At 73.2% G+C, this 22435-nt stretch carries 17 protein-coding genes; 7 read left to right on the top strand and 10 right to left on the bottom strand.

Annotated features, from left to right (window positions below; genetic code table 11):
* Positions 1-23 precede the first annotated feature (23 nt).
* Positions 24-623: a PAS domain-containing protein gene (locus tag MOX02_RS16015; RefSeq protein ID WP_147026793.1), complete on the bottom strand. Its 600-nt coding sequence runs from the start codon at positions 621-623 to the stop codon at positions 24-26.
* A 208-nt stretch (positions 624-831) separates the two neighbouring features.
* Here MOX02_RS16015 and MOX02_RS16010 point away from each other — a divergent pair, with 208 nt between their 5' ends.
* On the top strand, positions 832-1455 hold the full coding sequence (locus MOX02_RS16010) for a phosphatase PAP2 family protein (RefSeq protein WP_147026792.1): 624 nt from the start codon (positions 832-834) through the stop codon (positions 1453-1455).
* Here the strand turns inward: MOX02_RS16010 and pyk are convergent.
* The 3 genes from pyk to MOX02_RS15995 form a co-directional block, all read right to left on the bottom strand.
* Complete coding sequence (gene pyk, locus MOX02_RS16005; protein WP_147026791.1) at positions 1452-2867, bottom strand: pyruvate kinase; 1416 nt, start codon at positions 2865-2867, stop codon at positions 1452-1454. The genes MOX02_RS16010 and pyk overlap by 4 nt on opposite strands.
* Positions 2868-2974: 107 nt before the next feature.
* Positions 2975-4273 (bottom strand): MFS transporter, encoded by a 1299-nt coding sequence (locus MOX02_RS16000; protein WP_147026790.1) that lies wholly within the window; start codon positions 4271-4273, stop codon positions 2975-2977.
* A 216-nt stretch (positions 4274-4489) separates the two neighbouring features.
* Entirely contained in the window at positions 4490-5662 is a 1173-nt protein-coding gene (locus MOX02_RS15995) for a pyridoxal-phosphate-dependent aminotransferase family protein (protein WP_147026789.1), read from the bottom strand.
* Positions 5663-5834: 172 nt separating this feature from the next.
* Here MOX02_RS15995 and MOX02_RS15990 point away from each other — a divergent pair, with 172 nt between their 5' ends.
* The 3 genes from MOX02_RS15990 to MOX02_RS15980 all read left to right on the top strand — a co-directional run bounded on the left by MOX02_RS15990 (position 5835) and on the right by MOX02_RS15980 (position 10157).
* Positions 5835-6632 (top strand): GntR family transcriptional regulator, encoded by a 798-nt coding sequence (locus MOX02_RS15990; protein ID WP_147026788.1) that lies wholly within the window; start codon positions 5835-5837, stop codon positions 6630-6632.
* 279 nt (positions 6633-6911) lie between these two features.
* Positions 6912-9413: a glycosyltransferase gene (locus MOX02_RS15985; RefSeq protein WP_147026787.1), complete on the top strand. Its 2502-nt coding sequence runs from the start codon at positions 6912-6914 to the stop codon at positions 9411-9413.
* 60 nt (positions 9414-9473) lie between these two features.
* Positions 9474-10157, top strand: a complete 684-nt coding sequence (locus tag MOX02_RS15980) for a hypothetical protein (protein ID WP_147026786.1) — start codon at positions 9474-9476, stop codon at positions 10155-10157.
* A gap of 68 nt (positions 10158-10225) precedes the next feature.
* Here MOX02_RS15980 and MOX02_RS15975 read toward each other — a convergent pair whose 3' ends face one another.
* From MOX02_RS15975 to MOX02_RS15955, 5 genes are all read right to left on the bottom strand, one after another.
* Positions 10226-10957: a DUF2270 domain-containing protein gene (locus MOX02_RS15975; RefSeq protein ID WP_147026785.1), complete on the bottom strand. Its 732-nt coding sequence runs from the start codon at positions 10955-10957 to the stop codon at positions 10226-10228.
* Positions 10958-11058: 101 nt separating this feature from the next.
* Positions 11059-12063: a tripartite tricarboxylate transporter substrate-binding protein gene (locus MOX02_RS15970; RefSeq protein ID WP_147026784.1), complete on the bottom strand. Its 1005-nt coding sequence runs from the start codon at positions 12061-12063 to the stop codon at positions 11059-11061.
* A 62-nt stretch (positions 12064-12125) separates the two neighbouring features.
* The gene (locus tag MOX02_RS15965; protein ID WP_147026783.1) at positions 12126-13631 is read right to left on the bottom strand and encodes a tripartite tricarboxylate transporter permease; all 1506 of its coding nucleotides are present in this window, start codon (positions 13629-13631) and stop codon (positions 12126-12128) included.
* A 36-nt stretch (positions 13632-13667) separates the two neighbouring features.
* Positions 13668-14330 carry a tripartite tricarboxylate transporter TctB family protein gene (locus MOX02_RS15960; RefSeq protein ID WP_147026782.1) on the bottom strand — a complete coding sequence of 221 codons (663 nt, stop codon included), beginning with the start codon at positions 14328-14330 and terminating at the stop codon, positions 13668-13670.
* A 195-nt stretch (positions 14331-14525) separates the two neighbouring features.
* On the bottom strand, positions 14526-15530 hold the full coding sequence (locus MOX02_RS15955) for a Bug family tripartite tricarboxylate transporter substrate binding protein (protein ID WP_147026781.1): 1005 nt from the start codon (positions 15528-15530) through the stop codon (positions 14526-14528).
* A 264-nt stretch (positions 15531-15794) separates the two neighbouring features.
* On the opposite strand from MOX02_RS15955, the gene MOX02_RS15950 reads away from it, so the two are divergent.
* From MOX02_RS15950 to MOX02_RS15940, 3 genes are all read left to right on the top strand, one after another.
* Complete coding sequence (locus MOX02_RS15950) at positions 15795-16169, top strand: hypothetical protein (protein WP_147026780.1); 375 nt, start codon at positions 15795-15797, stop codon at positions 16167-16169.
* 588 nt (positions 16170-16757) lie between these two features.
* Positions 16758-19721 (top strand): Rne/Rng family ribonuclease, encoded by a 2964-nt coding sequence (locus MOX02_RS15945; RefSeq protein ID WP_147026779.1) that lies wholly within the window; start codon positions 16758-16760, stop codon positions 19719-19721.
* 211 nt (positions 19722-19932) lie between these two features.
* On the top strand, positions 19933-21189 hold the full coding sequence (locus tag MOX02_RS15940) for a methyl-accepting chemotaxis protein (protein WP_147026778.1): 1257 nt from the start codon (positions 19933-19935) through the stop codon (positions 21187-21189).
* A 34-nt stretch (positions 21190-21223) separates the two neighbouring features.
* On the opposite strand, the gene MOX02_RS15935 is transcribed toward MOX02_RS15940, so the two are convergent.
* On the bottom strand, positions 21224-22381 hold the full coding sequence (locus MOX02_RS15935) for a pyridoxal phosphate-dependent aminotransferase (protein ID WP_147026777.1): 1158 nt from the start codon (positions 22379-22381) through the stop codon (positions 21224-21226).
* Positions 22382-22435 lie beyond the last annotated feature (54 nt).

Genomic DNA, 22435 nt, shown 5'->3' with positions numbered 1-22435 from the left:
GCGGCGGGCCGACCGCCACGGCCTCAGTTCAGGCGGCCGCGGGCCCGGTCGATCCGGCGGGCGATGGCCCGACCGATCTCCCACATCAGGAGATCCACCATCTGGCGCAGCACGGGCGTGCCGTCCGCGTCGATGGCCCGACGCGCGGCGATGGCGTGGCGGGCCGCCCGGTCGAGGGGGCTCAGGGGCGCCCGGTCCGTCTCCGACGCCTCGCCGCCCGCGCACATCCGGTGGGTCACGTCGATCAGGATTCCGTGCCCGTGAGCCGGGGCGGCGTCCGTGGCGGCGTAGATGCGGCCGTGATCGAGGATCCAGCGCACCCCCTCGTCGGTCTCGACGCGGTAGGTCAACACGATGGGGCCGCCCTCGTTCTCCGCCTGCCGGATCCGCCGGAAGACGGCGCAGCGATCCTCCGCGTGGACGCGGTCGAGCGCAGCATCGAGGTTGACCGGCGTCTGCGCGAGCGACGCGTCCCCGAGCAGCAGGTCGGCCGCACCGTCATCGAGCACATGGTCCCCGGCACCCCCGTGCCAGACCCAGGTGCCGACGACGACCGCGTCGTCCGCCCGGTTCAGAAGATCGTCGGCGCATTCCGGCGCGTGATCGTCTGCTCGATGTCGCACGGTCTCCCCCCTCCCCCACGAATGCCGGGTTACCAAGCATCTCTCCACTGTTCAACTTTTCGCGATGAAGCCTCGACTGATCGCGGGAAGCATCGATTGCGCACAATACGCTTTTCAACGATCCGCTTGTCTGTACCTGTACACAGCCCGGTCGAAGCGGCGCGCGCGCCGCGCCTGAACGCCGGAGCCGGTCCGCGCGTTGTCGGCGATGCTGCGCAGGGAGGAACCGGGCCGCGATGCCCCGATCGACCGTCTATCCCGCCCGGAACGGGTCGACATCGCCCTCGCCCTGCGCCTCGCGCGGGGCAAGGACGCGCCGCTCGTGCGCGCCCTCGGGACCTTCAGCGAGATCGGGAGCCAGCAGGCGCTTCTCGCGATCGCCGCAGGGGCTCTCGCCTACGGTCGGCTCGCGGGCAACCGCGGAGCGGCGCGCACCGGCGCCCGGATGCTCGCGGCCCATCTCGCCGCGAGCCTCGCCAAGTCGACGATCAAGCGCCTGACCCATCGGACCCGGCCGGACCTGCTGATCGACGACGGGATCTACGAGCGGGGCTGGCTCGGGCCGAACGCGGGCTCCTGGCAATCCTTCCCTTCGGGCCACGTGGCGGTGACCGTGGCGGTCGCCCGGGCGCTCGCGCGCGCCCACCCCGAGTGGCGCGGGCCGGCCGCTGCGGGCACGGCCTTCATCGTGGCGATGCAGGTCCTGCGCGGCTCGCACTTCCCTGCGGACGTGGTGGCGGGTGCGGTGGTCGGCGCGCTCTCCGAGGCGGCCTCCGCGCGGGCCTTCCGCACGCGGGCGGCGGGCCCGGAGAGCGGGACGGTCCGGGACTAAGGAATCTCCAGCACGCGCAGGTTGTTCGTGGAGCCGGCGCGCCCGAACGGGATGCCGGCGACGACGACGATGTGCTGGTGCGCGGTGGCGTAGCCGTGCCGCACCGCCTGCTCGGCGGCGTGGTCCACCATCTCCTCGTAGGAGACGATGTCGTCGGAGCGCACGCTCTGCGTCCCCCAGAGGAGGCAGAGCTGGCGCGAGACGGTCTCGGAGGGCGTCATCGCGAGGATCGGCACGCAGGAGCGGCGGCGGGCGCTGCGGGCCGCCGTGGTGCCGCTGAGCGTGAAGGCGACGATGGCCGAGGCCCGGATCGATTCGGCGAGGCCCGAGGCGGCGGTGGCGACCGCGTGCGGCGGGCTCTCCTCGTCGCCGGGCTCCGAGGCCGCGACGAGGGACGGGTAGAGCCGGTGCGCCTCGGTGCGCCGGATGATGCGGTCCATCATCCCGACGGTCTCGACGGGGAAGCGCCCGGTGGCCGATTCGGCCGAGAGCATCACGGCGTCGGCGCCGTCGAAGATCGCGGTGGCGACGTCGGACGCCTCGGCGCGGGTCGGGGTCGGCGCGGCGACCATCGAGTCCAGCATCTGCGTCGCCACGATCACGGGCTTGGCCGCGACGCGGCAGGCCCGGATCAGTTCCTTCTGGCGGCCCGGCACGTCCTCGGGCGGGATCTCGACGCCGAGATCGCCGCGGGCGACCATCACCGAATCCGAGAGCCGGATGATGTCGCCGATCCGGTCGAGGGCCTGCGGCTTCTCGATTTTCACCATCAGGCCGGCGCGGTCGCCGATCAGGCCGCGCCCCTCCAGCACGTCGCCGGGCGTCTGCACGAAGGAGAGGGCCACCCAGTCGACGCCGAGCTCGAGGCCGAAGGCGAGGTCGTCCCGGTCCTTGCGCGTCAGCGGCGAGATCTCGAGGAGGGTGCCGGGCAGGTTCACGCCCTTGCGGTTCGAGACGGCGCCGCCGATCGCCACCTCGGCGTCGATCGCGTCGCTCGACAGGCCGGTGACCCGGACGCGGACGCGCCCGTCGTCGATCAGGAGCTCCTGGCCCGGCGTCACCGCCCGGAAGATCTCCGGATGCGGCAGGGGAATCGCGGTGCGGTCGCCCTCCTGGCCCTCGAGCACGAAGCGGACGCTCTCGCCGGCCTCGAGGCGGAAGCCGCCGTCCCGCAGGGTGCCGAGGCGGATCTTGGGACCCTGCAGGTCCTGCAGGATGCCGATCGGGCAGCCGGCCTCCCGCTCCAGCGCCCGGATCGCCGCGTGGACGCGGGCGTGGTCGTCCCGGCCGCCGTGGCTGAAGTTGAGGCGGAAGGTGTCGACCCCGGCCTCGAACAGGGCCTTCAGCATCTCCGGCGAGGAACTCGCGGGACCGACGGTCGCGACGATCTTGGCGTGGCGGTGTCTGCGCATGGTCGGCTCCGGCTCTTCGCGTTGTCCGATGCTCCGCGCCGGACCGGAGCGGGACGCCGCCGGGATGCGCGGGTGCGGGCGCCGCGAAGCGCCCGCGCACGCGTGCCTTACTCGGCCGGGACCACCCGCGGCGTCAACGCCTCCGGCTCGACCGCGAACGGGCGCTCGGGGTGCATCGTGAAGGCGAGCGCCGCGCCGACGACGAGCAGGCCGATCGAGCCCGCGAAGGGCAGGATCCAGTTGCCGGTGACGTCGACGATCCAGCCGAAGGTGAGCGGCGAGACGATCGCGGCGAAGGCCGAGCCGAAGTTCATCAGCCCGCTCGCCGTGCCCGCATATTGCGGGGCGATGTCCATCGGCACCGACCAGATCGGGCCGATCACGAGTTCGAGAAAGAAGAACCCGCCGCTGAGGAGCAGCGCGATCAGGGTGAGCTCCTTGGTGAAGAACACGCCCGCGAGGCAGGCGGCGGCGCCGAGCATGCCGAGGCAGATCACGTTGCGGCGCGCCTTCTGGAGGTCGCCGGTCTTCTTCAGGATGCGGTCGCTCATCACGCCGCCGAGCGTGTCGCCGACGACGCCCGCGAAGAACACGCCCGAGGCGAACAGGGCGGAGTTCTTGATGTCGAGCCCGTAGCCGTCCTTGAAGAAGGAGGGCAGCCAGTTGAGGTAGAGCCAGAGCGACCAGCCGTAGCAGAAGTAGGTGAGCGTCACGGGGGCCATCCGCGGCACGAGCCGGCGCCACGGCACGGGCGGCTTCGGGGCGGCGGGCTTGCGGTCGCGGATCGCGAGGCGCTCCAGATCCTCGGTGGTGATCGCCTTGTGGTCGCGCGGATCGTCCCGGTAGTAGAGGAACCACACCGCCACCCAGGCGAAGCTGACGATGCCGAGCAGCACGAAGGCGCCGCGCCAGCCCATGTAGGCCATCAGCAGCACGACGAGGGGCGGCGTGACGGCGTTGCCGAAGCGGGCGAAGGAGTGGGTGATGCCCTGCGCGAAGCCGCGCTGGTCGGAGGCCACCCACGACTGCATGGCCCGCGTCGCCGTGGGGAAGGTCGCGCCCTCGCCGAAGCCCAGGATGAAGCGGGCGAGGAAGAGCGAGACGACGCCGCCGACGAAGCCCGTGGCGATGGTCGCGGCCGCCCAGATCAGGCCGCAGATGAACAGCGTGCGCCGCGCGCCCCACTTGTCGGCCATGGCGCCGCCGACGATCTGGAACACGGCGTAGGGGTAGGCGAAGGCCGAGAAGATCAGCCCGAGCTGGGTGTTGGTCAGCCCGAGCTCCGCCTTGATGGCGGGGGCCGCGGTGCCGACGTTCACCCGGTCGACGTAGGTGATGAAGTACATCAGGCAGAGCAGGAACAGCACCATGCCCGGCGCGGTGACGCGTTTGGGTATCCTGATCATGTCGTTTCCTCCGGAGGGGAGTCCGCGGGCGCCGGTCTCGAGGCCGGGCATTGTCCGCGCATGGGGTGTCGTCGTGCGGGCGGCAGGCGTCCCGCCTGCCGCGTTGTCGCTCCGCCCCGCGGGGCCGGAGTTCGGACGTCCCGGCCGGGCCGCCGTCCGGGAACCAACCGGCGCCCTCGGCGCGCGGATCCCCGGCCGCTCCCGGCCGGCGCGGGCTTAGCGGCCGTCGCCGGCCCGCAGGCTCGACATCGCGGCCAGCACGCCGCCCCGCTGGTGCGGCACGCCCGCGGCGCCGAGGCCCATCTCGACGCCGGAGAGGGCGCCCATCAGCGTCAGCGCGTTGCACTCGCCGAGATGGCCGATGCGGAAGACGCGGCCCGCGAGCTTCGAGAGGCCGGCGCCGAGCGACATGTCGAGATCGTCGAGGACGATCCTGCGGAAGGCGTCGGCGTCGTGGCCCTCGGGCAGGAGGACGGCGGTGAGGACGGGCGAGTACTCGGAGGGCTCCTGGCAGAGCACCTCGAGGCCCCAGCCCTGGACCGCGGCGCGGGTGGCGGCGGCGAGGCGTTGGTGGCGCGCGAAGACCTCGGGCAGCCCCTCCTCCAGGAGCATCGCGACGGCCTCGCGCAGGCCGTAGAGGAGGTTCGTGGCCGGCTTGTAGGGGAAGTAGCCGCCGGCGTTCGGCTTCAGCATCTCCTCCCAATCCCAGTAGGACCGGGGCAGGTTGTTGCTGCGCGAGGCCGCCCGCGCCTTCTCGGAGATCGCCGTGAAGCCGAGGCCCGGGGGCAGCATCAGGCCCTTCTGCGAGCCGCTGACCGTGACGTCGACCCCCCACGCGTCGTGCCGGAAATCGGCCGAGCCGAGGGAGGAGATCGTGTCGACGAGGAGGAGCGCCGGGTGGTTCGCCCGGTCGATCGCCCGGCGGATCTCCGCGACGCGGCTCGTGACGCCGGTCGAGGTCTCGTTGTGGACGACCATGACGGCCTTGATACCGCGGGCGCGGTCCTCGGCGAGCGTCGCCTCGACGATCTCCGGATCGACGCCGCGGCGCCAGTCGCCGGGCACGAACTCGACCTCGATGCCCCAGCGCGCCGCCATCTGCCGCCACAGCGTGGCGAAGTGGCCGGTCTCGAACATCAGCACCCGGTCGCCGGAGGAGAGCGTGTTCACGATCGTCGCCTCCCAGGCGCCCGTGCCCGAGGACGGGTAGATCACCACCGGCCCCTCGGTCTGGAACACGGACCGGCAGCCCGCCAGGACCTCGCGGCCGAGCGCGCCGAATTCCGGCCCCCGGTGGTCGATCACCGGCCGGTCCATGGCGCGCATCACGCGCTCGGGCACGGGGCTCGGGCCCGGGATCTGCAGGAAATGGCGTCCGGTGCGGCTCATGGCGTCCTCCGTCGGCACGGATCCGGCCGAGGCCGCCCGCTCTCTTTGTTGGGCGCCATAAAATGCATTCATTTTTGAGGCCCGCAAGGACTATCTTGTTCTTAATTGACCGATCGACGCCCCGCGAATGCACTGCTACGGTCCCGTCCATGTCCTGCCTGCCATGTCCCGCATGACGACCCTCGGCCGCGACGCCTCGGAGGACCGGGCGGACGGCGCAGACCGTCTCGCCGGCGGGGTCGCGGCGCGCTTCGGGCTCGGCCTCGCGCCGGCCTTCGCCGAGCGCGCGGCGCCGCCGACCTCGCTCCACGGCGAGGTGCTGACGCGCCTGCGCGACTACGTGGTGGAGGGCGACCTCGCCCCCGGCGCCCGGGTGCCGGAGCGGCTGCTCTGCGAGCGCTTCGGCATCTCCCGGACGCCCTTGCGCGAGGCCCTCAAGGTGCTGGCCGCGGAGGGGCTGATCGAGCTCCTGCCGAACCGAGGGGCGCGCGTGCGCCAGCTCGACGAGCGCGAGCTGATCGAGCTGTTCGACGTGATGGGCGGCCTCGAGGCGCTCGCCGGGCGCCTCGCCTGCGAGCGCATCGGCGAGGCGGACTTCGCGGAGATCGAGCGGCTGCACCACGAGATGTACGGCCACTATCTCCGCCGCGACCTGCACGGCTACTTCGCCTGCAACCAGGCGATCCACCGGGCGATCGTGGCGGCGGCCGGCAACGCGGCGCTGAGCGCCGCCTACGCCACCTTCGCGGGGCGGGTGCGCCGGGCGCGCTACTCGGCCAACCTCGACCAGCACCGCGACCGCTGGGGCGAGGCGATGCGCGAGCACGAGGAGATCCTCGACGCTCTCCGCCGGCGCGCGGGCTCGGAGCTCGGCGACATCCTGTTCCGGCACCTGCGCAACAAGTACCGCTCGGCCGCCGACCGGGCCGCGGATGCCGGCAGCCGCCCGCTGGCGCGGGCCGACAGGTGATCGTCGACAGTAGAACGACTTGCGGATCAATTTTGCATTCAATTTTCGCGCGCTTCACGCCGTCTCTCGAACACTCCACGGTGCGTCTGCGTACCGAACCGGAGGCCGTGTGGCCCCGGAACGGCGAAGCTGGCATCCAGTCGGGCCCGTGCCCGACGATCTCACACGCAGCCTCGAACTTTTGATTGCAGCGTCCGGCGCGCGGGCCGTGCGAACCGCCCGTCCGGCTGCTAGAGGCCGGAGGTCACCGCGCGAGTCGCGCTTCCGGCAGGCCGCCTCTTGAAGTTCCCCCGCCTCAACAGACTGCTCCCCGGTGCCCGCCCCGCGGCCCGCCCGGCGCCGAAGGCGGCCTCGGTCCTGCGCGGGAACCTCGACGGCTACCGCGACGGCACCCTCACCGGCTGGGCCTTCGACCCCGACCGGCCGCACGGCTCCGTGGGAATCGAGATCCGGCTCGACGGCGAGCCGCTCTGCGAGCACCGGGCCGACCGCTTCCGGCCGGACCTGCGCGCGGCGGGCATCGGCTCCGGCTGCCACGGCTTCGCGATCCGCCTCGACGACGAGGCGCGGCGGCGGGCCTCGGCGGCGGGGGCGCGGGTCGAGATCCGCACGGCGGGCGAGCCGTCCCTCCTCCTCGGCGAGGTCTCGCTGTCGGCGCTGTTCGCGCCCGTTCCGGCCGAGCCCCTGCCCGTGGCGCTGCTCCGGCGGCTGCAGGACAGGGCCGCCCGCACCGCCGCCGCGCCGGGCGCTCCCCCGGCAGAGGGCGGGCACGGCGACGCTCCCCCGGTCTACCGCAGGCTCCTCGACGCGGGCGCCGGCACGCCGTCCACGGGCGGCGACGGCTCCGCGCTGCCGCCGCTGTCACCCTTCGCGGCGCAGCTTCGCCAGCGGATGGGTCTGGCGGAGCACTTCGCCGAGCCCGGGGACCGGGACCATTTCTACCGCTGGTACATCGACCACTACGCCGAGCGGCGTCCGCTGCGGGCGCCCTTCAGCGCGGCCGAACTCGCCTACCTCAACGCGCCGATCGTCCTCGGCGGCCAGCGCCACGCGCTCTCGCGCGCCGCCCTGTGGTACGCGCTGGAGGATGACGGCATCCGCGCCGTGCTCGACCTGTCGAGCGAGGAGGGCTACCGGCGCGTCCTCTACTGGTGGGCCTGCGACAGGGCGCGCGGCCTCAACGTCGAGGATTGCCTCGTCCCGTTCCGGCAGGTCTCCTTTCTCCAGGCGGTTCCGGCGGCCGAGCGCGGCAACCTCCTGCCCTTCTCGCGCTTCCTGCAGGAGGCGCTCGTGCAGAACCCGAACCTCGCCTGGGTGGGCGCCGCCAGCGATTCGCAGACGCGGATCGCCTGCCACTACGTGGCGCTCCTCGAGGGGCTGGAGGACCCCGGCCTGCTGCGGTTCCTCCCGCGGGAGGTGCTCGACCATTTCCTGCTCGGGCCGGAGCCGCAATTCGACGCGGTCGGCGCCTCCATCGCCGGCACGGCCGAGCCGCCGCTCGACCGGCAGGGCTACCTCGCGGCGGTCGCCGCCCGCGGCTTCGACATCGAGCGCCAGACCTTCGCGACGCTGACCCGCGACGGCGACCGGATCGACCCGCCCCGCCTCGCGGCGAGCCCGGCGCCGGATGAGCGCCCCTTCGTTCAGGTGCTCGCGCCCTTCGACAAGGCATCGGGCCTCGCCACCGCCGGGCGCTCAACCCGCGCGGTGCTGCTCGGCTCGGGGATGCCCGCCCGGTTCGCGAACTTCTCCCTGGAGAACCCGCAGCCCGCGGTGGCCGACGAGGCCCACGACCGGCAGGTCGCGACGGGAGCGGCCGTCAACATCATCCACGTCAACCCGGACCTGCTGCCCCTCGTCTTCGCGCACTCGCCGGACGTGTTCACCGGCGCCCACAACATCGGGTTCTTCTTCTGGGAGCTCGACCGCATCGCCGAGAATCACCGGCTGGCGCTCGATCTCGTGGACGAGATCTGGGTGGGGTCCGAGTACAACCGCCGCTGTTTCGCCGAGGCGACGGGCAAGCCCGTCCACAACATGCGCCTCGCCCTGCCGCCGCTCGCCGCGCCGGACCCGGAAGCGGACCGGGCCGTGATGGACGGGCTGTTCGGCACCGGCCGCGACGACTTCGTGTTCTTCACCTCCTACGATTCGTTCTCCTACACGGAGCGCAAGAACCCGGTCGCGGTGATCCGGGCGTTCCGCGAGGCGTTCCCGGCGGACGACCGGGTCCGGCTGATCGTCAAGACGCACAACGCCGCCGCCCTCACCGACCCCGGCACCCTGCGCGCCTGGCGCCGGATCGCCGATGCCTGCGAGAGCGACCCCCGCATCGCCATGGTCGACCGCACCATGCGGCACGAGGCGGTGCTCAGCCTGATCGCCGCGGCGGATTGCTACGTGTCGCTCCACCGCTCGGAGGGGTTCGGCCTCGGCATGCTGGAGGCGATGCAGCGCCGCACGCCCGTCATCTGCACCGACTACTCGGGCAACGCGGATTTCTGCACGCCGGAGACCGCCTGGCCGGTGGCGTTCGACCTCGTGCCCACGCCCCCCGGCGCCTACGCCTACGCGGAGCCGGGCCACGTCTGGGCCGAGCCGCGCCACGCCGACGCCGTCAAGGCGCTGCGCGCCGTGCGCGCCGGGCGGCCCGAGCGCGAGCGCCGGGTGGAGAACGCCGCCCGCCTCGTCGCGGAAGCCTACGAGCCCGAAGCCCTCGTCGCGCTCTACCGCGCGCGGATCGAGGCCATCCTGCGGGAGCGCGCCGGCCGCAGCGCGTGAGGCCGCCGTTCAGGGACGCGCGGGCAGAGTTCACCCGGGATGCGAACGGGTGGGTGATCGATGGTGAGGACGGGTCTCGTCTCGGCGGCGGCGCTGATCGCGCTTCTGCCCGCGCCGGCAACGGCGCAGTACGAGCGCCGCTACGAGCGCTACGAGGAGGAGCCGGACGGCCGGCCCGACACCGATCGGCGCCGCGGCGCCGACGACCGGCCGGACGAGGAGGACGAGGGCGGCCCCGCCGGCCGGCGCGGCGACGATCGCGGCGAGGACGAGGGCCGCCCCGAGCGGCGCCCGCGCTTCGACCCGGAACCCCGCCGCTCCCGCGACGAGCCCCGCGCGCCGGCGCGCGGGCGCGAAGAGGAGCGCGGCGAGGAGCGCGATGAGGGCGGCGGGCCTGCCGCCCTCTACGTCAGCACCGAGCCGGGCTGCAACGCCGGCATCGTCTCGACGCAGGCGCGCTACCGCCGCTGCGCCACCCAGCCCATCGGGTCCACGCAGGCGGCACCGGGCGGGCGCGGCGCGGCCGTCTATGTCGGGACGGATTCGGCGAATCTCGGCATCGTCACGAACAACCCGCGGCACCTGAACGCGAGCACGCGCGCCATCGGCTACCTGCTGCCGCCGGGCGCGGGCGGGACGCCGCTCTTCGTGGGCGCGCAGCCGAACTGCAACGCCGGCGTCGTGACGACGAGCCAGAACCACATGAACTGCCGCACCGTGCCGATCGGGTCGACCGGCCGCTGAGCGGGCCCTCGCGCGGACGCCAGCGCTCAGACGTGAAGGCTCAGACGTGAAGGCTCAGACGTGAAGGCTCAGACGTGGACCGGCCCGTCGTCGCGCTCGCGCTCGCGGCGGATCGAGCGCAGGACGATGGTGAGGAGGCCCGCGTAGAAGGCGGCCACGAGGCCGATCACCAGCCAGCCGGGCATCGGGCCGAGGGCGGCGTGGGCGAGGACGCCGTCGAGCGCGACGTCGGCCTCGCCCGCGGGGCTGCCGGGCTGGAGCCTCGGGGAGGTGATCTTGAGCGTCCAGGCGAGCAGCAGGATCAGGAACATCCAGCCGTAGTTGCGGCGCAGGCGGCGGGCCAGCGCGTCGGCGAGCGAGATCCGGAAGACCGGGCGGCGCAGGCTCTCTCCGAGGTCGCGCGACCAGTCGGCCTCGCCGCCCGGCAGCGGCGCGAAGACCTGCGCGTAGTAGTGGCGCTCCAGGCGCCGCACCCGGGCGCGGTAGACGTCGAAGAAGCGGTAGCGCCGCGCCTCGATGGCGAGCAGCAGCAGCACGAGGAGCATGGCGAAGAGCAGCACGCCGTGATGCGCGGTCGGCGTCGACAGCGAGACCGAGAGCATCGCGGCGATGACCGTGATCGACCAGTTGGTGGTGCGGTCGATGCGGTCGCGCCAGCCGGCCATGCGGCCGATCTCGCCGCGGTGGTAGTGGGCCAGCACCGTGATGATCTCGCCCGAGCCGCGGGGCTGCGGCACGGGGCCGGGAGGCCCTTCGTGGTGCGGGCCGGGTATGGGCTCGGGCAGCGGCGCGCGGCTCATGGCGGGTCACGGGCGGGCAGGCCCCGCCGATTGTACACGCGCGGGCCGCCCGTCGCGAAGGCCGGATCCCGGGGCATCCCCCGGGATCCGGCGGGTCGGCCTCAGTTGTTGCCGTCTACGGCGGCGCGCAGCACCGGGGTCCAGCGGGCGACCTCGCTCTCGACGAGCTTCTGGAGGGCGGCCGGGCCCCGCTCGGCGGTGGGCGGGACGGTGCCGCCGAGGTCGAGGATGCGCTTGCGGGTCGACTCGTCCTCCAGCGCCTTGCCGAGCGCGTTCACCAGCGCGGCCGAGACGTCCTTCGGCAGGCCCTTCGGGGCGAAGACCGCGTTCCAGGCGCTCACCTCGTAATTGTCGAGGCCGGCCTCCTTGGTGGTCGGCACGTTCGGCAGGGCGGGCGAGCGCTCGGGCGTGGCGATGGCGTAGGCCTTGATGGTGCCGCCGTTGATCTGCGGGGCCACGTTGACGATCTGGTCGGTCATGAAGTCGACCTGGCCAGCCATCAGGTCGTTCAGGGCCGGGCCGGTGCCGCGGTAGACGACGAGCGTCGGCTTGGCGCCGATGATCGAGTCGAACAGCACGCCGGTCGAGTGCGAGACCGAGCCGACGCCGGCATGGGCCTGGTTGACCGAGGCGCCGCCCGACTTCACCGCCGCGAGGAACGCCTTGAGGTCGGGGGCCGCGAAGTCCTTCTTGGCCACGATGACGATGGGCGTGCCGGCCGCCATCCCGATCGGATCGAAGCTCGTGGCGGGGTCGTATTTCAGGCCCTTGAACAGGGCCGGCGCCGCGCCGTGCGTGCCCATGTGGCCCATCATGATCGTGTAGCCGTCCGGCGCGGCCTGCGCGGCGCGGGTGATGCCCGTGGTGCCGCCGGCGCCGGTCACGTTCTCGATCACCACCTGCTGGCCGAGCGTGCGGGACATGTGGTCGGCCACGATCCGGGCGACGACGTCGGTCGGCCCGCCCGCCGCGAAGGGCACCACCATGGTGATCGGGCGCTGGGGATAGGCGTCCGCCAGGGCGCCGGGGGCGGCGAGGCCGAGCCCGGCCGCCGCGCCCGCGATCAGGGCGAGCCCCGCGAGGCGGCGGGTGAGCGTGCGTGTCATCGTCGTGTTTCCTCTCTACTCGTTTCGAACGGCCCGTGCGCCCCGCGCCCCGCGGCGCGGTCTCAGGCCTCGCTGAAGACGTCGTCGCGGCTGCGGCGCAGCGACGGCGTCAGGGCCGCGACCAGCATGATGATCGAGATCGCGAACAGCCCCGCGCAGATCGGACGTTCGAGGAACACCATCGCATCCCCGCGCGAGAGCGTGAGGGCGCGGCGCAGGTACTCCTCCATCAGCTTGCCGAGCACGAAGCCGAGCAGCAGCGGCGCCGGCTCGAAGCCGAACTTGATCAGCGCGTAGCCGATCAGCCCGAACAGGGCGATCAGCATGACGTCGGTGGGCAGCGCGTTGATCGAGTAGATGCCGATGGCGCAGAACATCAGGATCGCCGGGAACATCAGCCGGTAGGGCACCTTCAGGAGGCGCACCCAGACCCCGACCAGGGGCAGGTTGATGATGAGCAGCATCAGGTTGCCGAGCCACATCGAGGCGATCATGCCCCAGAACAGGTTCGGGTTCTTCGTCATCACGCCGGGGCCCGGCACGATGCCGTGGATCGTCATGGCGCCGACCATCAGCGCCATCACGGCGTTCGGCGGGATGCCGAGGGTGAGGAGCGGGATGAAGGAGGTCTGCGCGCCCGCGTTGTTGGCGCTCTCCGGCCCCGCCACGCCCTCGATGGCGCCGCGGCCGAAGCGGCTCGGGTCGCGGGCGATGCGCTTCTCCACGGTGTAGGCGGCGAAGGGGCCGAGCACCGCGCCGTTGCCCGGCAGGATGCCGAGCGTCGAGCCGATGGCGGTGCCGCGCAGGATCGGCCCCGCCGCCTGCCGCAGCTCGGCGCGGCCCGGCAGAAGGCGCCCGATGTGCTGGCGCACCACGTCGCGGGTCTCGGTGTGGTCGAGGTTGCGCAGGATCTCGGCGATGCCGAACAGGCCCATCGCCAGCACCGAGAAGTCGATCCCGTCCGTCAGGAAGGCGAGGCCGAAGGTCAGGCGCTCCTGCCCGGTCTCGAGGTCGGTGCCGACGGTCGCGAGCAGGATGCCGACGAGGATCATCGCCACCGCCTTGAGGATCGAGCCCCGCGCCAGCACCACCGCGAAGACGAGGCCCATCACCATCAGGGCGAAGTACTCGGCCGGGCCGAACACCAGCGCGAGCCGGGTCAGCGGCGCGCCGATCGCCGCGATCAGCATGGTCGCCACCGTGCCGGCGCAGAAGGAGCCGATGGCGGCGATGCCGAGGGCGATGCCGGCGCGGCCCTGGCGGGCCATCTGGTGGCCGTCGAGGGTCGTGATGACGGAGGTCGCCTCGCCCGGGATGTTGACGAGGATGGCGGTGGTGGAGCCGCCGTACTGCGCCCCGTAGTAGATGCCCGCCAGCATGATGAGGGCGCCGACCGGATCGAGCCCGAAGGTGATCGGCAGCAGCATCGCGATGGTCGCGATGGGGCCGACGCCGGGCAGGACGCCGATCAGCGTGCCGACGAGGCAGCCGAGGAAGCAGAGCGCGAGGTTCTGCAGGCTGAGGGCGATGGAGAAGCCGAGCCCGAGATTGGAGACGAGATCCGACACTGCCGGGGATTCCTTGGGACGCGACCCTGCGGGGCGTCAGGTGGTCATCGAGTGGTGGGCGACGTCGACCGGCTGGCGCCGCTGGGCCCGCTCCAGGAAGAGCAGGGCGAGACCGCCGACGGCGAGGAGCCCGGCCGCGAGGCGCAGCAGCGTGCGCGTGGACAGGGTGCCGGACAGCGCGTCCACGACCGCGACGGGGAAGATCGGGATCGGCAGGTTCAGGAGGTCGCCGAACAGCAGCATGCAGCCCGCCGTGAGGAACAGGGCCAGGATCACGAGCTCGCGCAGGCGCGCCTCCGGCGTCGCGAAGCCGCCGACGATCACGGCGAGCGGGCCCGCCACGATCAGCCCGAGACCCGGCATCGTCACGCTGCCGAAGGTGAAGGGGCGGATCGTGACCGCGAAGGCGAAGATCGCCAGGGTGACGACGACGGGACCGCGCCAGGCCGCGCGGGCGAGCGGCTCGCCGTCCTTGAGGAAGGCCGCCAGGACGAGGCCGAGGCCGCAGATGCCGACGCCGACCGACAGCCAGCGCGGCATCAGGCCGGGTCCCATCGCCCGGAGCGTGCCCTGCGGCAGGTCGCCCGAGGCCCAGAACCCGAACAGGGCGAGCGCGACGAGGCCGATGCCGGCGACGAGGCTCTGGGGTCCACGCACCAGGCCACGGCCCGACGCGCGGCCGTGGTTCAGCTCACTCATGTCGTTTCCTCCTCCCGCCGCGTTCTCGCCGGCGCGCTCGCGCGCGGCCGGCCCGCCCGGCGGGCAACCAGATAGTGCCACGTCCCGCCGGCGCCGTCGCGAGGACGGCGGCGGTTTTCCCAAGCCCGGTTCTCCCGGGCCCGGTTCTCGCGAGCCCGGTTCTGCCGAGCCGCGCCGCGCGCAGGCCCGGCCCCGTCACTCCGACTGCACGCCGGCTTCCTTGACCACCGGCGTCCACTTCGCGACCTCGGCCTTGACGTGGTCGGCCAGAGCCTCCGGCGTCGAGCCGACGACGGTGGCGCTGAACGCCTTCATGCGCTCGACCACGGTCGGGTCCTTGAGGGCCGCGACGGAGGCGGCGTTGAGGGCCTCGATGACCGGGCGCGGGGTCTTGGCGGGCGCGAACAGCGCGTTCCAGGTGTAGGTCTCGTAGCCCGGCAGCCCGGCCTCGGCGATGGTCGGCATGTCGGGGAAGGAGGGCGCCCGCTCCTTCGTCGTCACGGCGACGCCGCGCAGGCTCCCCGCCCGGATGAACTCGGAGGACGAGGGCAGGTTGTCGAACATGATCGGCACCTGGCCCGCCACCACGTCGTTGAGCGCCGGGCCCGAGCCCCGGTAGGGGATGTGCTGCATCTGGACGCCCGCCATGCTCTTGAAGAGCTCGCCCGAGAGGTGGAGCGGCGTCGCGTTGCCCGACGAGGCGTAATTGTACTTGCCGGGCTCGGCCTTCAGCATCGCGATCAGCTCCGGCACCGTCTTGGCGGGCAGGTTCGGGTTGACCACGAGGACGTTCGGCACCACCGCGAGCAGGGAGACGGGGGCGAAGTCGGCGACCGGGTCGTAGGGCTTGCGCTTGAGGATCAGGGGGTTGAGGGCGTGGGTGGCCACCGTCCCCATCAGGATCGTGTAGCCGTCCGGGTCGGCCTTGGCGACGCGGGTCGCCCCGACGTTGCCGCCGGCGCCCACCACGTTCTCCACCACGACCTGCTGGCCGAGGCTCTCCGACATCTTCTGGGCGACGAGGCGGCCCACCACGTCCGTCGAGCCGCCGGCCGCGAAGGGGACGATCAGGGTGATCGGCCGGGTCGGGAAGTTCGCCTGCGCCCGCGCCGCGCCGGACCCCGGCGGCAGCGCCGCGAGGCCGGCTCCCGCGAGCAACAGCCCCAGGAGCGCGCGGCGCCCCATACCCGAACTCATCATCGACAGGCTCCTCGGCGTCTCGATCCCGGCGCCCGCCTTCGTCGAACGGGTCGCGCCGGGGCATTGTGGTCCGGCAAAGCCCGATCCGTAAAGGCGAGGCGGTGGATGAGATTGCCGAGTGCGGATTGACGGTGCGGGCGGTTTGTCATGGCGGCGGACCGCGCCCGGCGTTCACCAAGACCGCAGGAAGATCGCGTGTGGCCGCGCCGCGCGCCTGTCGCGGCCCGGCCCCCGTGCTAGGCTCGACAGCCCCCGGAGACCGCGATGCGCCTTCCCCTCCTCGCCGCCCTGCTCGCCGCCCTGACGGGCCTCGCCGTCCCGCTCGCCGCCGCCGCGCAGGTCGACCCCGCGCCGGGCAAGCGGCGCCCGGTCGCGCCGGGCGCGGCCCCGAAGGCCGAGGACCCGGTGCCGGCGACGCCCGAGGAGATGGAGGCGCGGCGCAGCCGCGTCGACGCCGAGCGCAAGCTCCAGGAGAAGGCGTTCGACGACCGCGTCCGGCGCGCCACCACCTCGATCTGCAGCGGCTGCACGACGGGATGCGCCGCGCCGTCCCGGCGCGCGCGCAGCGCCGGGGCCGAGCGCGACACCGCCCCGAGCGACCCCGCCGAGGCGCCGCCGCTGCCCACGGCCCGGCCCTGACGGCACGTCCCGGCCGCCGCGCCGGCACGCGCGCGGCCGCGGCTTTCATCCGCACCCTTGCCAAATCGCTGCGGCGATCTGTAATGATACGGACCCCTTCCGGTCCCGTCGGTCCGTTTCGCGACCCTCGGCCGAGTCCCCGGGCCCCGTGCGCAACGTCGCTCCCGGTCCCTCGCGGTGATCGCCGGATCCTCATTGGAAATCGGGCGGGTGTCGGCAGACGTGGCGGAATTGTCTCCCGCCACACCCATTTGGAATTCGCGGCCGGCAGATGCCGGCCAGGATGTTTTCGCGAGGTCGGGGAAAGGATGGGCGGACGCACAGCAACGGTTGCCGCTGCTCGTGCCGCAAGCGCGCGTGTTTCGCGTCGCGCCGGGTCGCCCTTCCCCTCGGCCATGTTCAACCCCAGGCGCGCCGATCACCGGCGCCGAGCGGCGGTTGACGGCAATCCCTTCCCCACAGCCCCCACGGCCCCGGTGACGAGGCCGTCGCGAGCGTTTCCCAGGATGGCCCGCGGGCCGGGAGAGGCTCCACCGGGACGCCTCGGTCCAAGGTGTGCGACGTCGGCCGCCATGTCGAAAGTTCGTCATGGCCAACAACAAGATGCTCATCGATGCGATGCACCCGGAGGAGACCCGGGTCGTCACGGTCCACGGCTCTAGGGTCGAGGAATTCGACTTCGAGGCCGCCAACCGGCGCCAGCTGCGCGGCAACATCTATCTCGCCAAGGTGACGCGCGTGGAGCCCTCGCTCCAGGCGGCGTTCGTGGAGTACGGCGGCAACCGCCACGGCTTCCTCGCCTTCAACGAGATCCACCCCGACTACTATCAGATCCCGCTCGCCGACCGGCAGGCGCTGCTCGAGGACGAGGCGCGCGACGCCGAGGAGCACCGCGACCGCGAGGAGCGCCGCCGCACCTCCCGCCGCTCGCGCGGGCGCCGGGCCGAGGCGGCCTCCGCCCGCACCGGCGAGACCGTGAGCGCCGAGGACGCGGAGGGCGCCGCGCGGCCCGAGAGCGACGAGGCGGTGGTGCCGGGCGGCGACGCCTCGGCCGACCTGCCCGAGAGCGCGCTCGAGACGGGCACGGGCGAGGCTTCCGCCGAGGGCGCCGAGACCCGAGCCGAGGGCACCGAGGCTTCGCCGCAGGGCGAGGAGGCGACCACGGGCGCGGGCGACGCGACCGAGGGCGCCGAGGGCGCGGCCGCCGAGTCGGCGCCCGAGCCCGTCGCCGAGGGCCATCCCGAGCCCGCCGCCGTCGCCGCGGAGGCGTCCGGCGAGCCGGAGGCCGAGCGTTCCTCGGACGAGACCTCCGAGGATTCCGACTTGGACGAGGAGGACGAGGACGACGATTCGGACGAGGACGAGTCCGATGAGGACGACGAGTCCGACGAGTCGGAGGAGAGCGACGACCCGGACGCCGAGCCCAAGATCGCCCAGGTCGGCGGCAACGGCGACGCCCTCGCCGAGATCCCCGAGCGGCCCCGCTCCTACCGCCGCCACTACAAGATCCAGGAGGTGATCAAGCGCCGCCAGATCATCCTCGTGCAGGTCGTCAAGGAGGAGCGCGGCACCAAGGGCGCGGCGCTCACCACCTACCTGTCGCTCGCCGGCCGCTACTCGGTGCTCATGCCCAACACCGGCCGGGGCGGCGGCATCTCCCGCAAGATCACCAGCGCCGCCGACCGCAAGCGCCTCAAGGAAGTGGCGCAGGACCTGGAGGTGCCGGATGGGATGGGCGTCATCCTGCGCACGGCCGGCGCCTCGCGCACCAAGCCCGAGATCAAGCGCGACTTCGAGTACCTGATGCGCCTGTGGGAGAGCGTGCGCGAGCTGACCCTGTCCTCGCAGGCGCCGGCGCTCGTCTACGAGGAGGGCTCGCTGATCAAGCGGGCGATCCGCGACCTCTACAACAAGGACCTGGAGGAGGTGCTGGTCTCGGGCGAGGACGCCTACCGCGAGGCCAAGGACTTCATGCGGATGCTGATGCCGACGCAGTCCAAGGTCGTGAAGCCCTACCGCGACCCGACGCCGATCTTCGCCCGCTACGGCGTGGAGCAGCAGCTCGACGCGATGTTCTCCACCCACGTCTCCCTGAAGTCGGGCGGCTACCTCGTCATCAACCCGACCGAGGCGCTGGTCTCGATCGACGTGAACTCGGGCCGCGCCACGCGCGAGCACGACATCGAGGACACCGCCCTCAAGACGAATCTCGAGGCGGCCGAGGAAGTCTCGCGGCAGTTGCGCCTGCGCGACCTCGCCGGCCTCATCGTGATCGACTTCATCGACATGGAGGAGAAGCGCAACAACCGCGCCGTCGAGAAGAAGCTCAACGAGTGCCTGAAGAACGACCGCGCCCGCATCCAGGTCGGCCGGATCTCGCCCTTCGGGCTCCTGGAGATGAGTCGCCAGCGCATCCGCACGGGCGTGCTCGAATCCTCCTCGATCCCCTGCGCCCATTGCGGCGGCTCGGGCTTCGTGCGTGCCACCTCGTCGGTGGCGCTCCACATCCTGCGCTCCATCGAGGAGGCGCTGCTCAAGTCGCAGAGCCACAACCTCGTGCTGCGCACCCGCACCGAGGTCGCCCTCTACATCCTCAACCAGAAGCGCGCCCACCTGCGCGAGCTGGAGGTGCGCTTCGGCGTCACCGTGACGATCGCCGCCGACGAGCGCCTCTCGGCCACCGCCGCCTTCCAGCTCGACCGCGGCGAGCCCGCGCAGCGCCCCGAGGGCCCGGTGACGGGCGTGCGCGCCGTCGCGATCTCGCCCGCCATGGAGGTGGACGACGAGATCGAGGAGGAGGATCTCGCCGAGGAGACCTCGGAGGAGGTCGAGGGCGCCGACGAGGGCGAGGCCCGCGCCGAGGGCCGCGACGACGGTCGCGAGGAGGGCCGGGACGAGGGCGAAGGCCAGCGCCGCCGCCGTCGCCGCCGCCGCCGCCGGGGCGGGCGCTCCGAGGAGGCCGGCGCCGAGGGGCAAGAGGCCGAGGGGCAAGAGGTCGAAGGGCAAGAGGCCGACGGACAAGAGGCCGAGGCCCGCGACGAGGAGAGCGAGGACGAGGCGGGCGAGCGCGAGGAGGCCGGCATCGGCGCCGCGGCCGAGACGCAGGCCGAGCCCGCTCGCGGCGCGGAGGACGAGTCCGGCGGGCGTCGCCGCCGCCGCGGTCGCCGGGGCGGGCGAGGCCGGTCCGAGGGACGCGGCCAGGGCGCGCCCGAGGCGGGCTCCGATGCGGACTCGGACGAGACGGCAGAGGTCGCCGCGCTGTCGCCCGAGGAGCCGGTGAGCGCCGAGGCGCTGGCCGAGACCGTCGCGCCGGCCGCCGACGCGGCCCCCTCCCCGCTGCCGATGGAGGCCGCTCTCGACCTTCCGGTGGCCGCGAGCCCGGCCGAGGAGCAGAGGGCCGCGGCGGGCCCCGAGGCCGCCAACGACGCGGCGGCGCCGGCTCAGCCCGCGCCGGAGCCGGTCGCCGTGGTGCTGACCCCGCCGTCGGACCCGAACCGCCCGAAGCGGGCCGGCTGGTGGTCCCGCACCAAGGCGGCGATCACCGGCGAGTGAGTGCGGCTCGCGGGCGGCCGGATCCCGGGATCCGGCCACCCGCGCCGCATCGCGCCGGACAGGCCCGGAAAGTGTTCGATGGGCCGGAAGCGTCACCGTGATGTCGTCACATAGTGCCCAGAAGCGGCCCGATAGTTTCGAACACGCTTAACGGTCGCTTGATCTTTTCCTGAGCACTCTGCCACGACGACTCTCGAAGGCGTGGCCCTGCATGTTCCGTCTCTTCCGCATCGCAGTCACCGAGCCGACAGCGCAGATTGCCCCCCCGGCGGCCGCCTCGAACGAGGCGCCCGTTGAGAGGATCGAGGCGCCGCCCGCCCCGGCACCCGGGCCCAGCATCGACCTCCTCGAGCGGCAGGCCCGCGTCTCGACGGCCGCCTCCGAGGCCGGCGTCTCGATCGGCTGGATCACCCACGATTCCGCTCAGGTGGCCGAGCAGGCCCGCCTGATCGCCGCCGCGAGCGAAGAGGTGGCGGCCTCCACGAGCGAGATCGCGGCGCGTTCGGCCGGCTCCGCCGACACCGCCGAGCGGGCACGGGCGGGCATCGCCGAGTGCGCCCTCGACATGCGGCAGGCGCGCGAGCGGATGCAGGTCATCGAGGGCTGCACGGCCGAGATCGGCGACCGCCTCGACGGGTTCGCCGTCGCCGCCCGCCGGATCGAGGAGATGGCGAGCGCCATCGCGGCGATCTCGGCCCAGACGAACCTGCTCGCGCTCAACGCCACCATCGAGGCGGCCCGCGCCGGCGAGGCGGGGCGCGGCTTCGCCGTCGTCGCCGGCGAGGTGAAGGCCCTCTCCGCCCAGACCGCCAAGGCCACCGAGGAGATCCGGGCCCGGCTCGCCTCGCTCCAAGGCGAGCTCGCCGCCATGCAGGGCTCGGTCGACCAGAGCCGCGGCGCCGTCTCGGCCGGCTCGGACGTGATCGCCCGCGCCAACGCCCGCGTGGAGACCGAGAGCGCGTCGGTCGCCGCGGCGGCCTCGGAGATGCGCGCGCTCGCCGAGATCATGGACCAGCAGATCCAGGCCACGGGCGAGATCTCCACGAACATCACCCGGATCGCGGCCGGGACCGACAAGTCGCGCGGCGAGATCGCGGACGCGATCGGAAGCCTTCTCAAGCTCGAGGCGGCGAGCCGCGAGCTCCTCTCCGGCGACGATACGGTGGCGGTGCGCCTCGCGCGCCTGCCCGCCGATTGCGCGGCCTGGCGCCGCCGCCTCGCGGCGGTGCTCGTCGGGCTCGAGGGCGCGAGCGACGCGGCCACGACCTGCGAGGGCCAGTCGGCCCCCCTCCCGGGCCCGGTCCAGGGCCACCTCGACGCCGCGCGCGCCAAGGCCGCCGCGATGGTGGCGGGCGTGCGCGCGGCGGACTGGGAGGCGGCGGCGAACGCCTTCCGCGATTTCGAGGCGCGGCTGCAGGACGCCGTGACGGCGGCGAACAGCGGCGCGGCCCGCGGCCTCGCCGCCTGAGACGCCGGGACGGGGGAGATGTCCGCCCCGCCCCTCAGCCCGTCAGCCAGCCCTTCAGCCGGGTGACCGCCTCGCGGCACTCGGCCTCCGAGCCCGCGAAGGAGAAGCGCACGTGGTGCGCGCCCTCGGCCGGGTCGAAATCGAGCCCCGGGGTCGCCGCGACGCCCGCCTCGTCGAGCATGCGCCGGCAGAAGGCGGTGGCGTCGTTCGTCAGGTTCGCCACGTCCGCGTAGAGGTAGAAGGCGCCGTCCGCCGGGTGGGTGCGGCCGAGGCCGAGGCCCGGGAAGGCGTCGAGCAGGATCGCGCGGTTGCGGGCGTAGCCGTCGCGCACGGCGTCGAGCTCCTCCCGCGCGTCGAAGGCCGCGAGCGCGGCCACCTGCGACAGGTAGGGCGCCGAGATGTAGAGGTTCTGGGCGAGCCGTTCCACGGCGCGCACGAGGCCCGCCGGCACCACCATCCAGCCGATGCGCCAGCCCGTCATGCAGTAGTACTTCGAGAACGAGTTGATCACGACCGCGTCGGGGTCGAACTGCAGTGCGGTGGCGGTCGGCACGCCGTAGCTGAGGCCGTGGTAGATCTCGTCCGAGACGAAGGGCAGGCCGAGGCCGCGGGCCGCCGCGCAGAGCTCGCCGAGGCGCTCCGGCACGATCACCGTGCCCGAGGGGTTGGCCGGGCTCATCACGAGGACGCCCGCGAGCGGGGCCGCCGCGTGGGTCGCCCGCAGCGCGGCGGCGGTCGGCGCGTAGCGCGCCTCGTCGCGCAGCACCATCGGGGCCGGCACGAGGTCGAGGGCGGAGAGGATGCTGCGATAGGCCGGGTAGCCGGGCTGGGGCACCGCCACCCGGGCGCCGGCATCGAACAGGCTCAGGAAGGCGAGGATGAAGCCCGCCGACGAGCCGGTCGTCACCACCACCCGCTCGGACTCGACGGCGACGCCGTAAGTCTCGCGGTAGTGCTGGGCGATGCGCTCGCGCAGGGCATGCATCCCCAGGGCCTCCGTGTAGGGCACGCGCCCGCTCTCCAGCACGGCGCGGGCGGCCTCGATCACCGGGCGCGGCGCGGGCGCGGAGGGCTGGCCCACCTCCATGTGCACGGTCGCGGCGCCGGCCCGGTCGCGCGCCGCGGCGGCGGCCATCACGTCCATGGCGAGGAACGGGGCCACGGCGGCGGCGCGGCGGGAGATCTCGGGCATCCCATCCTCTCAGGGGCGCGGGTGCGGGGCCGCCCTGTTACCGGCTGCGCGCCC

The sequence above is a fragment of the Methylobacterium oxalidis genome, assembly GCF_007992195.1.
GTDB classification, from domain to species: domain Bacteria; phylum Pseudomonadota; class Alphaproteobacteria; order Rhizobiales; family Beijerinckiaceae; genus Methylobacterium; species Methylobacterium oxalidis.
This window is presented reverse-complemented; position numbering and strand designations above follow the sequence as displayed.

Excerpts from the sequence above, each read along its gene's own strand:
- MOX02_RS15945 (WP_147026779.1), top strand. The coding sequence starts at position 16,758 with ATGGCCAACAACAAGATGCTCATCGATGCGATGCACCCGGAGGAGACC.
- MOX02_RS15955 (WP_147026781.1), bottom strand. The coding sequence starts at position 15,530 with ATGATGAGTTCGGGTATGGGGCGCCGCGCGCTCCTGGGGCTGTTGCTC.
- pyk (WP_147026791.1), bottom strand. The coding sequence starts at position 2,867 with ATGCGCAGACACCGCCACGCCAAGATCGTCGCGACCGTCGGTCCCGCG.
- MOX02_RS15975 (WP_147026785.1), bottom strand. The coding sequence starts at position 10,957 with ATGAGCCGCGCGCCGCTGCCCGAGCCCATACCCGGCCCGCACCACGAA.
- MOX02_RS15960 (WP_147026782.1), bottom strand. The coding sequence starts at position 14,330 with ATGAGTGAGCTGAACCACGGCCGCGCGTCGGGCCGTGGCCTGGTGCGT.
- MOX02_RS16010 (WP_147026792.1), top strand. The coding sequence starts at position 832 with ATGCTGCGCAGGGAGGAACCGGGCCGCGATGCCCCGATCGACCGTCTA.
- MOX02_RS15990 (WP_147026788.1), top strand. The coding sequence starts at position 5,835 with ATGACGACCCTCGGCCGCGACGCCTCGGAGGACCGGGCGGACGGCGCA.
- MOX02_RS15950 (WP_147026780.1), top strand. The coding sequence starts at position 15,795 with ATGCGCCTTCCCCTCCTCGCCGCCCTGCTCGCCGCCCTGACGGGCCTC.
- MOX02_RS15970 (WP_147026784.1), bottom strand. The coding sequence starts at position 12,063 with ATGACACGCACGCTCACCCGCCGCCTCGCGGGGCTCGCCCTGATCGCG.
- MOX02_RS15980 (WP_147026786.1), top strand. The coding sequence starts at position 9,474 with ATGGTGAGGACGGGTCTCGTCTCGGCGGCGGCGCTGATCGCGCTTCTG.
- MOX02_RS15995 (WP_147026789.1), bottom strand. The coding sequence starts at position 5,662 with ATGAGCCGCACCGGACGCCATTTCCTGCAGATCCCGGGCCCGAGCCCC.
- MOX02_RS15940 (WP_147026778.1), top strand. The coding sequence starts at position 19,933 with ATGTTCCGTCTCTTCCGCATCGCAGTCACCGAGCCGACAGCGCAGATT.
- MOX02_RS15935 (WP_147026777.1), bottom strand. The coding sequence starts at position 22,381 with ATGCCCGAGATCTCCCGCCGCGCCGCCGCCGTGGCCCCGTTCCTCGCC.
- MOX02_RS16000 (WP_147026790.1), bottom strand. The coding sequence starts at position 4,273 with ATGATCAGGATACCCAAACGCGTCACCGCGCCGGGCATGGTGCTGTTC.